The sequence below is a fragment of the Zestomonas carbonaria genome, assembly GCF_904061905.1.
In the GTDB taxonomy this organism is placed as follows: Bacteria; Pseudomonadota; Gammaproteobacteria; order Pseudomonadales; family Pseudomonadaceae; genus Aquipseudomonas; species Aquipseudomonas carbonaria.
This window is the reverse complement of the sequence record NZ_CAJFCI010000080.1, coordinates 257,857-272,527: the sequence shown is the minus strand read 5'-3', so window position 1 is coordinate 272,527 and position 14,671 is coordinate 257,857. Positions and strand designations below refer to the sequence as shown.

Genomic DNA, 14,671 nt, shown 5'->3' with positions numbered 1-14,671 from the left:
GCGAAGGGTAACCCCAGCATAGCCCGAACGGTTCTATAGAGCGTCGAGGTCGATCACCGCGAAGCTGACCACCGTCTGGTGGCCTTCCAGCGTCCCGCCCTCGCGGGCCAGGCCGATGGTCTGCAGGCCGGCCTGCTCGGCGGCGTCCAGCTCCTGTACCACGTCGGAGAGGAACAGCACCTCGTCCGCCGGCACGCCGATCTCGGCGACGATCCGCGCGTAGGACGCCGCCTCGCGCTTGGGCCCGGAGGTGGTGTCGAAGTAGCCGGAGAACAACGGGCTGAGATCGCCGGCCACCGAGCAGCCGAAGATCAGCTTCTGCGCCTGGATCGAGCCGGACGAGTACACGTACAGCGCATAGCCTTCGGCGTGCCAGCGCTTCAACGCCTCCACCGCATCCGGGTAGACGTGCCCCTTGAGCTGCCCGGCCTCGTAGCCCTGCTGCCAGATCATGCCCTGCAACGCCTTGAGCGGCGTGGCCTTGCGGTCCTCGGCGATCCATTGCAGGAGGATCTCGATCACCCGCCCGACGCTGGCCTGCGGCTCGCCCGCTTCGGCGCGCACCGCGTCGAGCTGGGCGGTCACCTCCGGCTCCCCGGCATGGGCCTGGACGAACTCCGGCAGGTGCTCGGCGGCATAGGGGAACAGCACGTCGAACACGAAGCTCACCGCGCTGGTGGTGCCTTCGATGTCGGTGAGGATGGCTTTGATGGGCATACGGGATTCCACATGAGCTGAGATGGAATTGCAGGAGCGGCCCATGGCCGTGCCGGCATATCGCGGCCATGGGCCGCTCCTACAAAAGCGCGGTGTCGGTGAGCGGAGTGGGCTGGGCCTGCGAAACCCAACCCACCACGTTCAGTCGTCGAGGCGCGGGAAGCGGCTGGCGATGTCCTCGCCGGTGAACTTGGCCACCCAGCCCTCGGGGTTGTTGAACAGGCGGATGGCGACGAAATGCGGCTCCTCGCCCATGTCGAACCAGTGGCGGGTACCGGCCGGCACCGAGATCAGGTCGTTCTTCTCGCACAGCACGGCGTAGACATGATCCTCGATGTGCAGGGTGAACAGCCCGCGCCCGGCGACGAAGAAACGCACTTCGTCCTCGCCATGGCGGTGCTCGTCGAGGAACTTGGCACGCAGCTCGGCCTTCTGCGGGTGGTCGCGGTTCATGCTGACCACGTCGACGGTGATATAGCCTCGCTCGTTCATCAACTTGTCGATCTGCGGGCGGTAGGCGGCCAGCACTTCGTCCTGGCTCGCGCCAGCGCTGATCGGTGCCTGGGCTTCCCAGCGCTCGAAACGCACGCCGACCTCGGCGAGGGTCGCGGCGATGTCCTCGACGTGGGTGAGGACCTTGTTCGGCAGTTCGGGGCTGGATTCGTGATAGACGGTCAATCGGCTCATTGGCGGTTACTCCTCGTGCCTCCTCCCGCACGACTCGCGGGTCGGGGCCGGCTTTCTTTTTGGTCAGGCATCTTCGGTGGAAGGAAGCATCGACGGCGATCAGGCGTTCGCGATGCTGCGCACTTTCAGCTCGCACTCGAACAGGAACTCGAAGGCCTCGACCTGGCGCAGCGCATCACTCATGCGCGGCCCCCAAGTATAAAGACCGTGCCCGCGAATCAGGTAGCCGACGCAATCCGGGTTGTCGTCCAGCCAGGGCTGCACCTTGGCGGCCAGGCGGGCGATGTCCTGGTCATTGTCGAAGATCGGCACCAGCACTTGGCCCTGGTGGGTGGTCACGCCGCTGAAAGCCTTCTGCAACTCGTAGTCCTCGAGCACCAGATGATCGCCCGGCGTCAGCCGCGACAACACGGTGGCGTTCACCGAGTGGGTGTGCAGCACTGCGCCGATCTCCGCCTTCCAGCGGTAAAGCTGGGTGTGCAGCAGGGTTTCCGCCGAAGGCTTCTTGCCCGGCTCCAGGCTGTTGCCGTCGAGATCGGTGGCCAGCACGTCGTCCGGGCCGAGCTGGCCCTTGTGCTTGCCGGACACGGTGAGCAGCGCCTGGTCGGCGGACAGGCGCGTCGAATAGTTGCTGCTGGTGGCCGGCGACCAGCCGCGCCCGTAGAGAAAACGCCCGGCGTCGATGATTTCCTGGGCCAGTTGTTCGCGGCTCATGCGCGTTCCTCTCGTATTGCGAATCGGGGTAGACGGTTGGCGATGATAACGGCTGCGGCCAGCGCCGTCAGACTGGCGATGCCAAAAGTCCAGGCCGGCCCCAGGCTGCTCCAGCTATAGCCGGCGTACAGCGCGCCCAGGGCACCGCCGATACCGGCCATCGCCGCGTAGAGCGCCTGCCCCTGGCCCTGCTGGCGGGGACCGAAGCTGCCCTGGACGAAATGGATGGCGGCGGCATGGAAGCTGCCGAAGGTCGCCGCGTGCAGCAACTGGGCGAACAGCAGGACCGACAGATGATCCGCCAGGTTGCCGAGCAGCAGCCAGCGCAGGGCGGCGAGCAGGAAGCTGGCGAGCAGCACCTGGTGCAGGGAAAAGCGCGCCAGCAGGCGGTTCATCACCAGGAACAGCAGCACCTCGGCGACTACGCCCAGCGCCCACAACTGGCCGATCAGGCCGCGCGAGTAGCCGAGGCTCTCCAGGTGCAGGGTCAGGAAGGTGTAGTACGGCCCGTGGCTGAGCTGCATCAGGGCAACGCTGGCGTAGAAGGCCAGCACGCCGGGCCGCCACAACTGGGCGAGGAAGCCGCCCTCACCCACCTCTCCGCCATGCGCCCTGGGCTGGGCGTTGGGCACCCACAGGCTGCTGACCACGATCCCGGCCATGATCGCCACCAGCGCCCAGGGATAGGCGTCTAGGCTGTACAGGTCGAACAGTTTGCCGAGCCCGGCCACGGTGAGGATGAAGCCGATGCTGCCCCACAGGCGGATCTGGCTGTAGCGCGACGCCTGCTCGCGCAGGTGGGCCAGGGTGATCACTTCGAACTGCGGCAGTACCGCGTGCCAGAAGAAGGCGTGCGCCGCCATGATCAGCGCCAGCCAGGCGTAGCTGTGGCTGACGAAGATACCGGCGAAGCAGATCAGCGTGCAGAACGCGCCGAAACGCACGATGGCCAGGCGCCGGCCGGTGACATCGCCGAGCCAGCCCCACAGGTTCGGCGCCACGCAGCGCATCAGCATGGGAATCGCCACCAGTTCGCCGATACGCGCGCTGGAGAAGCCCAGGTGATGGAAATACAGCGCCAGGAACGGCGCCGTGGCGCCGAGCAGGGAGAAATAGAACAGGTAGAAGCTGGACAGGCGCCAGTACGGCAAGGCAGTCATGGTCTGGAACAGGTACCGACGTAGGGTGGGTTAGCGACGCGACACCATGCTTTCTGTGCCGCGCCGGACCTGCCGTGCCGCATAACCCACCGGCGGGTCAGGGTTGGCTCGGTTGGTGGGTTACGGCGCCCGCGGCTCCGTGGTCCGGCCATTGGCCACGGAGAGGCGCCTAACCCACCCTACGGGCGCGGCCTCTCAAAGCTGGCCCAGCACCGGCGTGGTCACGCTTACCCCGGCATTCTGCGCGCGCTGCCGCAGCAGGTGGTCCATCAGCACGATGGCCATCATCGCCTCGGCGATGGGCGTGGCGCGGATGCCGACGCAGGGGTCGTGACGGCCCTTGGTCACCACGTCCACCGGGTTGCCGCTCACGTCGATGGAGCGGCCCGGCGTGGTGATGCTGGAAGTCGGCTTCAGCGCCAGGTGGGCGACGATCGGCTGGCCGGAGGAAATCCCGCCGAGGATGCCGCCGGCGTTGTTGGACAGGAAACCTTCGGGCGTCAGCTCGTCGCGGTGCTCGGTGCCGCGCTGGGCGACGCTGGCGAAACCGGCGCCGATCTCCACGCCCTTCACCGCGTTGATGCTCATCAGCGCATGGGCCAGCTCGGCGTCCAGGCGGTCGAAGATCGGCTCGCCGAGGCCCGGCGGCACGCCCTCGGCGACCACGGTGATCTTCGCACCGACCGAGTCCTGGTCGCGGCGCAACTGGTCCATGTAGGCCTCCAGCTCCGCCACCTTGTCCGGGTCGGGGCTGAAGAAGGCGTTCTGCTCGACGCTGTCCCAGGCCTTGAAGGGGATTTCGATCGGGCCGAGCTGGCTCATGTAGCCGCGCACGCTGATGCCCAGGCTCGCCAGGTACTTCTTGGCGATGGCGCCGGCCGCCACGCGCATGGCGGTCTCGCGCGCCGAGCTGCGGCCGCCGCCACGGTAGTCGCGGACGCCGTACTTGTGATGATAGGTATAGTCGGCGTGGGCCGGGCGGAACAGGTCCCTGATCGCCGAGTAGTCCTTGGACTTCTGGTCGGTGTTGCGGATCAGCAGGCCGATCGGCGTGCCGGTGGTCCGGCCTTCGAAGACCCCGGAGAGGATTTCCACCTCGTCCGCTTCCTGGCGCTGGGTGGTGTGGCGGCTGGTACCCGGCTTGCGGCGATCGAGGTCGTGTTGCAGGTCTTCCAGCGACAGCTCCAGGCCCGGCGGGCAGCCGTCGACGATGGCGACCAGTGCCGGACCGTGGCTCTCGCCGGCGGTGGTGACAGTGAACAGCTTGCCGTAGGTGTTGCCGGACATCGAAACGCTCCGCAGAATCAGCCAGGTTCTCAGGGTCCGGGAGTATACCCGCGGCGCCGAGGCAGTTCATCCACGAACCTTCTGCCGCCTCGCTCCTCCAAGGCAGATCGCCCTTCCGAAGTCCCCATCATGCTGCGAGTGATCCTCTTGAGCCTTTCCCTGTTCGCCGGCATAGCCAGCGCCAGCCCTTTCACCGTGCTGAACCGGCCGATCGAGCTGGACACCGGAACGGGCATCCTGCACGGCACCCTGTTGCTGCCGAAAAGCGCCGATCCGGTGCCGGTCGCCTTGCTGATCGCCGGTTCGGGCCCCACCGACCGCGACGGCAACAACCCGCTCGGCGGGCGCAACGACAGCCTCAAGCGTCTGGCCCGGGCGCTCGCCATCCAGGGCATCGCCAGCGTGCGCTACGACAAGCGCGGTATCGCCGCCAGCCGGGCAGCCGGATCGGACGAGCGCGACCTCAGCCTCGAAGGCTACGTCGACGACGCGGCGGCCTGGGGTCGCCTGCTCGACGCGGACTCACGCTTCTCGAAGCTGACCCTGATCGGCCACAGCGAAGGCGCGTTGATCGCCGCCCTGGCCGCCGAACGCGCCGGAGCGGCGGCGCTGGTATCGATCGCCGGTGCCTCCCGGCCCATCGACCAGGTGCTGCGCGAGCAGTTGCAGGTCCGCCTGCCGCCTCCGCTGCTGGCACAGAGCGAAGCCCTGATCGCCAGCCTCAAGGCCGGCCAGACTTCCGAGCAGGTACCGGACGCCTTGCAGGTGCTGTTCCGGCCCAGCGTGCAGCCCTACCTGATCTCGCTGTTCCGCCACGACCCGGCGGCCGCCTTCGCCCGGCTGCGCATCCCGGCGCTGGTCGCCCAGGGCAGCCACGACATCCAGGTCGGGGTGAAGGATGCCGAAGCGCTCAAGGCCGCCAAGCCCGACGCCGAGCTGCTGCTGGTGCCCGGCATGAACCACGTGCTGCGCATCGTGCCCGACGATGTGCGGCGCCAGTTGGCCTCCTACAGCGACCCGGACCTGCCGCTGGCGCGCCAGCTCGTCGACGGCGTCATCGACTTCGTTCGCAGAAATGGCACATAGCCACCCTCCAGCCGGGCCATGAACGGCCGATAAAGCCGTATCGACAGGCATAACCGTTCCAGACCAACGCCATGACCGAGACCAGCACCTCGACCACCGACACGCCGGAACAGCCCGTACAGGCGCATCCCTGGGCCGAGCTCGGCCCCGAGCAGTTCCACCTGCTGCGTCTCGCCCCGCTGCCGACCGACCGGTACACCGGGGTGCGGCCGTTGCGTTTCGTCCAGCTCGGCCGGGTCGAGCGCCACACTCCGGCGCAGAGCCTGTTGCGCCTGACCGTCCAGTTGCCCGGCCAACGCCTGCGCCGCGAGATGAACCTGCTGGAGGTATGGGCCGATCACCGAGGCAAGGAAATCCGCTTCGGCGCCGACAGCGGCTTGCAGATCGAACCGGTGAACCGCGGCCTGGGCCGCTTCCTGCTCGCCCAGGGCATCGCCTGGGCCAGGCAGCGCTGGGCGCATTACCGGGTCGAGGGCGGCGCGCTGGGGATCAAGGACGCCTTGAGCGACGACGCCCGCGCCCGCCGCGACCATTTCCTGCGCTCCCAGGGCTTCGACGTCGAGTATCAGGATGCCCTGCAACTCAAGGCGCAATACAGCGCCGAGCGGGTCAGCTCGCTGCATCCGGACTGGCACAAGGACAAGGTCCAGGTGGTTGGCCTGCAGGACGCAGCCGCCATGCTCGAACAGGCCGACCGCAACCTCCAGGAACAGGAAAACAAGATCCGCAAGCTGGAAGAACGCATCGCCGTGTTCAAGCGCGAAGACGGCACCCTGCGCTTCACCATCACCTGCCTGGTGGCCTTCGCCGTGTTCCAGGCCGGCCTGCTCATCTGGATCGCGACCCGCTAGGGTCCATCGATGCTCCGTCGCGGCCGCGACGGAGCATCACGACAATCACCCCTTGAGACGCGCCTGGAACAGTGCCCGGTGCTCGCGGCACTGCTTGGCGGCGAGCAGGAACACGCCGTGGCCGCCGCTCTCGAACTCCAGCCAGGTGAAGTCCACCTCGGGATACAGCGCCTGCACGTGAACCTGGCTGTTGCCCACCTCGACGATCAGCACGCCCTGCTCGGTCAGGTGGTCGGCCGCCTCGGCCAGCATGCGCCGCACCAGGTCCAGGCCATCGTCGCCGCAGGCCAGGCCGAGCGCCGGCTCGTGGTGGTATTCGGCGGGCATGTCGGCGAAATCCTCGGCGTCGACATAGGGCGGGTTGGAAACGATCAGGTCGAAGCGCTGCCCCGGCAGGCCGGCGAAACCGTCGCCCTGCACGGTGTAGACGCGATCCTCCAGGTCGTGCCGCTCGATGTTCTGCCAGGCCACTTCCAGCGCCTCGAAGGACAGGTCGGCCAGCGCCACCTCGGCCTCGGGGAAGGCGTAGGCGCAGGCGATGCCGATGCAGCCGGAACCGGTGCAAAGATCGAGGATGCGCGCCGGCTCGCGCGGCAGCCACGGCTCGAAGCGCTGCTGGATCAGCTCGGCGATCGGCGAGCGCGGGATCAGCACACGCTGATCGACCACGAACGGCAGCCCGCAGAACCACGCCTCACCCAACAGGTAGGCGGTCGGCACCCGTTCCTCGATGCGCCGCCGCAGCAGCGCCTGCAAGTGCTCGCGCTCGTCGTCCTCTAGGCGGCAGTCCAGGTAGCCGTCGGAGACCTCCCAGGGCAGGTGCAGGGCGCCGAGCACCAGTTGGCGGGCTTCGTCCCAGGCATTGTCGGTGCCATGGCCGAAGAACAGGCCCTCGGCATGGAAGCGGCTGACGGCCCAGCGGATATGGTCACGCAAGGTGCGCAATTGAGAGGTAGCGGCGGTCACGACGGTTCTCCAGAAGCCAGGCGCGCATTGTAGAGCGACAGGCCGCGAATGCCATCCATGTGGAGAAAAGTCCGAGAGAGGTTCACAGCGCCGTGCTGGGGAGTGACAATGAAAGGCATCGCGCGTTCGTCAGGAGTACCTTGCATGTCCCGTCCCCAAACCCTCCTCCAGATCACCGGTCGCAGTTATGCGCCTGCCAGCCTGCAGAACGCCTGCCTGATCATCATCGATGCCCAGGAGGAATACCGCAGCGGCCTGGTGCCGCTGCCGGGGCTGGACGCCGCGGTCGGAGAAATCGCCAGCCTGCTGAGCGCCGCCCGTGCCGCCGGGACGTCCATCGTTCACGTCAAGCACCTCGGGGTGCCGGATGGCTTCCTCGACCCGCGCGGCCCGCGCGGACGCTTCCTGCCGGAACTGGCCCCGCACCCCGGCGAGGTGGTGGTGGAAAAACGCCTGCCCAACGCCTTCTCCGGCACCGACCTGCACGACCGCCTGCAGGCCCTCGGCCATCTGGACCTGATCATCTGCGGCTTCATGACCCACTCCAGCATCAGCACCACGGTCCGCGCCTGCAAGGATTACGGCTATCGCTGCACCCTGGTGGAAACCGCCTGCGCCACCCGCGACCTGCCCTGCGGCGACGGGGTGATCAGCGCCGCCGACCTGCACCGCGCGGAGATGGCGGCCCTGGCGGACAACTTCGCGGCGGTGGTGCCGCATGCGGCTGCCTTGATCTGAGACGCGCGGCGCGTTATTCATCGGCCACCCGGAGCGATCCGCGCAGTGGCCGGAACCTCGCCGCCGGCGCCCGGTCATACCGCCGATAACTAGTAGAGGAAGTCGGCATGAAATTATCCGGTGGTTTCGATGCTCGCCGCCTGCGTCCGCGAGGACCACGCGTCTGGCGCTGGCGCTTCGGCGCGGCGCTCGCCGCGCTGTTCGCCATCCTCGGCGTACTGGTGTCCATGGCGGGCGCAGCCACTCTGCTCGGTCGCCCGCCGGCACTCGGCACCTTCGACACCTCGCCCGGCGCCGGTATCGTCCTGCTGGTGGTCGGCCTCCTGTTCCTCTGGCTGGGCGTGCTCGCCTGGCGTGCCTGCCGGCGCCGGCTGCGCCGTGGCGACGACCTCAGCCTGTCGCCACACCTGATGAAGAAGCACGACTGACGCCCGCGCGGTCTGAGCGGTTAAACTGGGCCCCTCGCGGAGGCCCTTATGCAAGACGACGATTTTTCCCTGTTCAAGACCGAGATGCGCGGCGTCAAGCCGATCAAGCACGACCGCGCCGATACCGGCAAACCCAAGACCGACCGCACCCGCCTCGCCACCCTGCGCCAGGCCGCGACCGAACGCGTCGAATCGACCAAGGTCGATGGACTGTCCGACCAGTTCGTCATCGACGTCGGCGCCGAGGACGAACTCTACTGGGCCCGCGACGGCGTGCAGGACGGCCAGATGCGCAAGCTCAAGCAGGGCCAGGTCAGCTTCGAAGGCAGCCTCGACCTGCACGGCATGACGGTGGAGAAGGCCCGCGACACCCTCTGGGAATTCATCGCCGAGGCCAACCGCCTGGAAATCCGCTGCGTGCGCGTCACCCACGGCAAGGCGGCGCGCATGGACGGCAAGCGGCCACTGATCAAGAGCCACGTCAACACCTGGCTGCGCCAGCACCCGCAGGTGCTCGGCTTCACCTCCTGCCTGCCCAGGCATGGCGGCACCGGGGCGATCTACGTGCTGCTCAAGCGCACCATGCTCGACGGCCGCGACGAATGATCCACGCCGGACGTCCCGAAAAGCCGGCCGGCACGGCGCGCTTCGCCCTTGCCAGCCGGGCTGCCACACCCTACCCTGCGCCTTTGCGATAAACCCCACAGGAACATCCATGTCATTGGAACAGCACTACGTAGCGATCCTCGGCCAGCTCGGTGAGGACGTGACCCGCGAGGGCCTGCTCGACACGCCCAAGCGCGCCGCGAAAGCCATGCAGTACCTCTGCCGCGGTTACGAGCAGACGCTGGAAGAAGTCACCAACGGCGCCCTGTTCAGCTCCGACAACAGCGAAATGGTGCTGGTGAAGAACATCGAGCTGTACTCGCTGTGCGAGCACCACCTGCTGCCCTTCATCGGCAAGGCGCACGTCGCCTACATCCCCAACGGCAAGGTGCTCGGCCTGTCCAAGGTGGCACGCATCGTCGACATGTACGCGCGGCGCCTGCAGATCCAGGAAAACCTCAGCCGGCAGATCGCCGAGGCCGTCCAGCAGGTCACCGGCGCGCTGGGCGTGGCGGTGGTCATCGAGGCCCAGCACATGTGCATGATGATGCGCGGTGTGGAAAAGCAGAACTCGTCGATGGTCACCTCGGTGATGCTCGGCGAATTCCGTGAGAATGCCGCGACCCGCAGCGAATTCCTCAGCCTGATCAACTGATCGGCGCTGCGATGAAGAAACCGGCCCAGTGGCCGGTTTTTTCGTTCATGGGGTTTGTCGATTGGATCCCCGCGTTCGCGGGGACCCAATAAAAAACACTCAGTGATTGCGCCCATCATAGTGAGTCACCTCATAGGCACCGAGGTCCACGCCCTCCAGGCAGCGCGCGTTGACCGCCGCCATCTCCTTGCCACCCGAACCGGGTGCCTCGCTGAATGGCGAGCAACCACAGACATCGCAGAAGTGATGGGCGACCCGCCGGGTATTGAAGCGATAGGTCGGCAGTTCGTCGGCCTTGGGCGAATCCAGCGTCAACTGTTCGCGGCCGACGAACCACAACAGTCCGCCGCGCTTGCTGCACAGCGAACAGTTGCACGCCAGCAGCTTGTCGATCTCACCGCTGACGCTGAAGGAAATCCTGCCGCAGTGGCAGCCGCCTCGGTAGATGGTCATGGTGGGAGCTCCGTCCAGTTAGTCGGAAGGACAACCTAGTCCAGCTCCACCGCTCCCGCCATCGGTCAGTCGAGCATACCCACATGCCGCGGATGCCCGGCCACCCGCGCCAGCCAGGCCTGGATCGCCGGATAGCCGGAAAGGTCGAAGCCACCCTCGTGGGCCACGTGGGTGTAGGCGTAGAGGGCGATGTCGGCGATGGTGTAGCTGTCGCCGACCAGGTAGGGCGTGCTCTGCAGTTGCTTCTCCATCACCCGGAGCGCCTTGTAGCCGCGCGTGTGGCAGACCTCGTACTCCTCGCGGCGCTCCTCGGGCATGCCCAGGTAGAGCTGGATGAAGCGCGCCACCGCGACATAGGGCTCGTGGCTGTACTGCTCGAAGAACTGCCATTGCAGTACCTGGGTACGCAGGCGCGGCTCGCTCGGCAGCAGCTCGGTGCCATCGGCGAGGAAGTTGAGGATGGCGTTGGACTCCCACAGGGTGGAGCCGTCCTCCAGTTCCAGCACCGGAATCTTGCCGTTGGGATTCTTGGCGAGAAATTCCGGGGTCTGGGTTTCGTCCTTGAGGATGTCGATCGGCACCCAGTTCGACTCCTTGCCGATCAGGTGCAGCATCAGCTTGACCTTGTAGCAGTTGCCGGAACGGTAATCGCCGTAGACCTTGTACATATCCTTGTCTCCTTATGCCGCCTCGGCATTCTGCGCCTGGCGGATGACATTGGCCAAACGCCGCAGGCCTTCGCCCAGGCGTTCCGGCGCCACATGACTGAAGTTCAGCCGCAGGTAGCCCGGGTTCTGCTCCGGCTGGGCGAAGAACGGCTCGCCGGGCATGAAGGCGACATTCTGCTCCAGCGCCGGCTGCAGCAGCGTGCGCGTGTCCAGCGGCTGCTTGAGGGTCAGCCAGAAGAACAGGCCGCCCTCGGGCACGTTCCATTCGGCCAGGTCGGCGAAATGCTCCTCCAGCGCCACTTGCATGGCGTCGCGGCGCACCCGATAGAAGTCGCGCAGCTCGGCCAGGTGCTCGCGGTACTTCTGGCTGCCCAGCCATTGCAGGGCCTGCCACTGACCGATGCGGTTGGTATGCAGGTCGGCCGACTGCTTGAGGCGCAGCAGGTGCGGGAACAGGTCCGGGGTGGCGATCAGGAAACCGACGCGCAGCCCCGGCAGCAGGGTCTTCGACACGGTACCCGTGTAGATCCAACTGGCCTTGCGCAGCCGGCTGACGATGGGTGCGGCGCGGCCCTCGTCGAACACCAGTTCGCGATACGGTTCGTCCTCGATCAGGGTGACGCCGAACTCGTCGAGCAGTTCGGCCACCGCCTGGCGCTTGGTTTCGCTGTAGCGAACGCCGGACGGGTTCTGGAAGGTCGGGATCAGGTAGGCGAAGGCCGGCTTGTGCCGCTCCAGCCGCTGGCGCAGGGCGTCCAGCTCGGGGCCGTCGGCTTCCTGCGGCACGCTGAGGCAGTCGGCGCCGAAAAGCTGGAAAGCCTGGAGCGCGGCCAGGTAGGTCGGCGCTTCCAGCAACACCTCGGTGCCCGGGTCGATGAACAGCTTGGAAGCCAGGTCGAGGGTCTGCTGCGAACCGCTGACGATCAGCACCTGGCTCGCCTCGCAGGCAATCCCCAGCGAACGGGCCTCGGCGGCGATCGCCTCGCGCAGTTCCGGCTCGCCCTCGCTCATGCCGTACTGGCCCATGCTCGCCGGCATCTCCGCCCACTCCACCTTGGGCAGCATCGGCTCGGCCGGCAGGCCACCGGCGAACGACATCACCTCGGGACGCTGTGCCGCAGCGAGGATTTCACGGATCAGGGAGCTTTTCAGGCGGGCGATGCGTTCGGAGAAGGCCATGGAGTCACCGGTAGCGGAGGCAGGGGAAAATGGGTCAAACTGGTTGACCGAAACTACGCCGCCGACTTCAGGTACGTCAATATGCTTGACCTGAAAAACCCGACCGCTCAGCAAATCGCCTCGGAAGCCTTCTTCTTCGGTTACCAGGCGTTCACCGCCAGGCCCGACGAAATGCTCGCGCGCCGTGGCCTGAGCCGGGTGCACCACCGCATCCTGTTTTTCATCGCCCGCTATCCGGGGCTGAGCATGAAGGAGCTGCTGGAAGTGCTCGGCGTCAGCAAGCAGGCGCTGAATCCCCCGTTGCGCCAATTGATGGAAATGCACCTGGTGGAAAGCGTCGCCGCCGAGGACGACAAGCGCAAACGCCGGCTCGGCCTCACCGCCGAAGGCGTCAAGCTGGAAACGGTGCTGCGTCGCGAACAGAGCCGACTGCTGCAACGGGCCTTCGCCGAAGCTGGCGAGGAAGCGGCCAGAGGCTGGCTGGCAGTCAACCAGGCGTTGCGCAACCTGTAGCGCCCTACGAAAGCATCGGGTCGCTGCCCTACGGAACAGTCCCTATCGTTTCCGGCATAAGGGGGAACTGTACCGCTATTTGCTCCAACCGCTGTACCGCGACGCCATGCCGCATGACGCATAGGCTGGGCTCCTGTCGCTCGGGAATCCTGCCATGACCCCAGAACTGCTGCTCGCCTTCGTTCTTTTCGCCTTCGTCACCTCCGTGACGCCGGGGCCGAACAACATGATGCTGCTCGCCTCCGGCGTGAACTTCGGCGTGCGCCGCAGCGTGCCGCACATGCTCGGCATCAGCCTGGGCTTCATGGTCCTGGTGGTGGCGGTCGGACTGGGTCTTGGCCAGCTCTTCGAAACCTATCCGCCGCTGTACACGGTGCTGCGCTATGCCGGCGCCGCCTACCTGCTCTACCTGGCCTGGAAGATCGCCAACGCCGGTGCGCCGAACGGCGGCGAAGCGCGCGGCAAGCCATTCAGCTTCCTGCAGGCCGTGGCCTTCCAGTGGGTCAATCCCAAGGCCTGGATCATGGCCATCGGCGCCATCACCACCTACACGCCGCAGGAGAATTTCCTGGTCAACGTGGTGCTGATCGCCGCCCTGTTCGCCCTGGTCAACTGCCCCAGCGTAGGTCTCTGGACCATGGCCGGCAGCCTGCTGCGCCACTGGCTGGACAACCCACGCGTGCTGCGCCTGTTCAATATCGGCATGGCCCTGCTGCTGGTGGCCTCGCTGTACCCCGTTCTTTCCGACCTCTGACAAGGCAACTCCAATGACCGAAGCCACCCAGGCCCGCCCGCGCCCACTGGCCGACAGCTCACCCTCGGCGGTGGTCGCCGGCTTCATCGCCATGCTCACCGGCTACACCAGTTCGCTGGTGCTGATGTTCCAGGCCGGCCAGGCGGCCGGGTTGAGCAGCGGGCAGATTTCCTCGTGGATATGGGCGCTGTCGATCGGCATGGCGCTGTGCAGCATCGGCCTGTCGCTGCGCTACCGCGCGCCGGTGATGGTCGCCTGGTCGACCCCCGGCGCCGCGCTGCTGATCACCAGCCTGCCGGGCGTGCCCTACGGCGAGGCGATCGGCGCCTACATCCTCGCCTCCGGGCTGATCGTGCTGATCGGCCTGACCGGCACCTTCGACCGCATCATGCGGCGCATTCCCGGCTCCATCGCCGCCGCGCTGCTGGCCGGGGTGCTGTTCAAGATCGGTCTGGAGATCTGCGTCGCCGCCGAGCAGCAGACCGCCCTGGTGATCGCCATGCTGCTCGCCTACCTGCTCGGCAAGCGCCTGCTGCCACGCTATGCGGTGCTCGCCGCCTTGATCGTCGGCTGCCTGCTGGCCGGGATCTTCGGCCTGCTCGACTTCCACGCCTTCGAGTTGAAAGTCGCCACGCCGGAGTGGACCACGCCGAGCTTTTCCCTGAGTGCAGCGATCAGCATCGGCATTCCGCTGTTCATCGTCGCCATGGCTTCGCAGAACCTGCCGGGCATGGCGGTGCTGCGTGCCAACGGCTATGACGTGCCGGCCTCGCCGCTGCTGAGCACTACCGGCCTGGTGTCGATCCTGCTCGCTCCGTTCGGCTCCCACGGCATCCACATGGCGGCGATCAGCGCGGCCATCTGCGCCAGCCCGGAAGCCCACGAGGATCCGGCCAAGCGCTACACCGCGGCGGTCTGGTGCGGGGTGTTCTACGGCATTGCCGGGATCTTCGCCGCCACCCTCGCCGCGCTGTTCGCGGCGCTGCCCAAGGCGCTGATCCTGTCCATCGCGGCCCTGGCGCTGTTCGCCTCGATCATCGGCGGCCTGACCCAAGCCATGAGCGAAGCCAAGGAGCGCGAGGCGGCGCTGATCACCTTCCTGGTCACCGCCTCGGGAATGACCCTGTTCTCGGTCGGCTCGGCGTTCTGGGGCATCGTCGCGGGGATGCTGACGCTGTTCATCCTCAACTGGGGCAAGGACTGAGCGCA

Annotated in this window: 18 protein-coding genes; 9 read left to right on the top strand and 9 right to left on the bottom strand. The window is 66.8% G+C overall.

All coding sequences use genetic code 11. The features are described from left to right. Positions 1-33: 33 nt before the first annotated feature. The 5 genes from mtnC to aroC form a co-directional block, all read right to left on the bottom strand. A complete protein-coding gene (gene mtnC / locus PSEWESI4_RS22250; RefSeq protein WP_187673406.1) occupies positions 34-717 on the bottom strand; it encodes an acireductone synthase in 684 nt (227 codons plus the stop codon). Positions 718-858: 141 nt separating this feature from the next. Then, positions 859-1,404: a 1,2-dihydroxy-3-keto-5-methylthiopentene dioxygenase gene (locus tag PSEWESI4_RS22245; protein WP_187673405.1), complete on the bottom strand. Its 546-nt coding sequence runs from the start codon at positions 1,402-1,404 to the stop codon at positions 859-861. Between the two features lie 99 nt (positions 1,405-1,503). Continuing rightward, the gene (locus PSEWESI4_RS22240) at positions 1,504-2,118 is read right to left on the bottom strand and encodes a methylthioribulose 1-phosphate dehydratase (RefSeq protein ID WP_187673404.1); all 615 of its coding nucleotides are present in this window, start codon (positions 2,116-2,118) and stop codon (positions 1,504-1,506) included. Next, positions 2,115-3,278 (bottom strand): MFS transporter, encoded by a 1,164-nt coding sequence (locus tag PSEWESI4_RS22235; RefSeq protein ID WP_187673403.1) that lies wholly within the window; start codon positions 3,276-3,278, stop codon positions 2,115-2,117. The genes PSEWESI4_RS22240 and PSEWESI4_RS22235 overlap by 4 nt, the downstream gene beginning before the upstream one ends. Positions 3,279-3,473: 195 nt before the next feature. Beyond that, entirely contained in the window at positions 3,474-4,565 is a 1,092-nt protein-coding gene (gene aroC, locus PSEWESI4_RS22230) for a chorismate synthase (RefSeq protein WP_187673402.1), read from the bottom strand. Positions 4,566-4,694: 129 nt separating this feature from the next. Between aroC and PSEWESI4_RS22225 the strand changes: the two genes are divergently transcribed. Together PSEWESI4_RS22225 and PSEWESI4_RS22220 are read left to right on the top strand one after the other, a co-directional pair. Next, a complete protein-coding gene (locus PSEWESI4_RS22225) occupies positions 4,695-5,651 on the top strand; it encodes an alpha/beta hydrolase (protein ID WP_187673401.1) in 957 nt (318 codons plus the stop codon). 71 nt (positions 5,652-5,722) lie between these two features. After that, complete coding sequence (locus PSEWESI4_RS22220; RefSeq protein ID WP_187673400.1) at positions 5,723-6,502, top strand: hypothetical protein; 780 nt, start codon at positions 5,723-5,725, stop codon at positions 6,500-6,502. 45 nt (positions 6,503-6,547) lie between these two features. On the opposite strand, the gene prmB is transcribed toward PSEWESI4_RS22220, so the two are convergent. Then, positions 6,548-7,468: a 50S ribosomal protein L3 N(5)-glutamine methyltransferase gene (prmB, locus tag PSEWESI4_RS22215; protein ID WP_187673399.1), complete on the bottom strand. Its 921-nt coding sequence runs from the start codon at positions 7,466-7,468 to the stop codon at positions 6,548-6,550. Between the two features lie 144 nt (positions 7,469-7,612). Here prmB and PSEWESI4_RS22210 point away from each other — a divergent pair, with 144 nt between their 5' ends. From PSEWESI4_RS22210 to folE, 4 genes are all read left to right on the top strand, one after another. Next, positions 7,613-8,206, top strand: coding sequence for a cysteine hydrolase family protein (locus tag PSEWESI4_RS22210; RefSeq protein WP_187673398.1), 594 nt, complete (start codon positions 7,613-7,615; stop codon positions 8,204-8,206). A gap of 107 nt (positions 8,207-8,313) precedes the next feature. Further along, positions 8,314-8,634 carry a hypothetical protein gene (locus PSEWESI4_RS22205; protein WP_187673397.1) on the top strand — a complete coding sequence of 107 codons (321 nt, stop codon included), beginning with the start codon at positions 8,314-8,316 and terminating at the stop codon, positions 8,632-8,634. 48 nt (positions 8,635-8,682) lie between these two features. Next, a complete protein-coding gene (locus PSEWESI4_RS22200) occupies positions 8,683-9,240 on the top strand; it encodes a Smr/MutS family protein (protein ID WP_187673396.1) in 558 nt (185 codons plus the stop codon). 109 nt (positions 9,241-9,349) lie between these two features. Further along, on the top strand, positions 9,350-9,895 hold the full coding sequence (gene folE, locus PSEWESI4_RS22195; RefSeq protein ID WP_187673395.1) for a GTP cyclohydrolase I FolE: 546 nt from the start codon (positions 9,350-9,352) through the stop codon (positions 9,893-9,895). 99 nt (positions 9,896-9,994) lie between these two features. On the opposite strand, the gene PSEWESI4_RS22190 is transcribed toward folE, so the two are convergent. From PSEWESI4_RS22190 to PSEWESI4_RS22180, 3 genes are all read right to left on the bottom strand, one after another. Further along, positions 9,995-10,348, bottom strand: a complete 354-nt coding sequence (locus PSEWESI4_RS22190) for a GFA family protein (protein WP_187673394.1) — start codon at positions 10,346-10,348, stop codon at positions 9,995-9,997. A 65-nt stretch (positions 10,349-10,413) separates the two neighbouring features. Further along, the gene (locus PSEWESI4_RS22185) at positions 10,414-11,016 is read right to left on the bottom strand and encodes a glutathione S-transferase family protein (protein ID WP_187673393.1); all 603 of its coding nucleotides are present in this window, start codon (positions 11,014-11,016) and stop codon (positions 10,414-10,416) included. 12 nt (positions 11,017-11,028) lie between these two features. Then, positions 11,029-12,195 (bottom strand): aminotransferase-like domain-containing protein, encoded by a 1,167-nt coding sequence (locus PSEWESI4_RS22180; protein WP_187673392.1) that lies wholly within the window; start codon positions 12,193-12,195, stop codon positions 11,029-11,031. An 81-nt stretch (positions 12,196-12,276) separates the two neighbouring features. On the opposite strand from PSEWESI4_RS22180, the gene PSEWESI4_RS22175 reads away from it, so the two are divergent. The 3 genes from PSEWESI4_RS22175 (at position 12,277) to PSEWESI4_RS22165 (ending at position 14,666) form a co-directional block, all read left to right on the top strand. Next, positions 12,277-12,708 carry a MarR family winged helix-turn-helix transcriptional regulator gene (locus PSEWESI4_RS22175; protein ID WP_187673391.1) on the top strand — a complete coding sequence of 144 codons (432 nt, stop codon included), beginning with the start codon at positions 12,277-12,279 and terminating at the stop codon, positions 12,706-12,708. 154 nt (positions 12,709-12,862) lie between these two features. Next, the gene (locus PSEWESI4_RS22170) at positions 12,863-13,462 is read left to right on the top strand and encodes a LysE family translocator (RefSeq protein WP_187673390.1); all 600 of its coding nucleotides are present in this window, start codon (positions 12,863-12,865) and stop codon (positions 13,460-13,462) included. Positions 13,463-13,475: 13 nt separating this feature from the next. Continuing rightward, on the top strand, positions 13,476-14,666 hold the full coding sequence (locus tag PSEWESI4_RS22165) for a benzoate/H(+) symporter BenE family transporter (protein ID WP_187673389.1): 1,191 nt from the start codon (positions 13,476-13,478) through the stop codon (positions 14,664-14,666). Positions 14,667-14,671 lie beyond the last annotated feature (5 nt).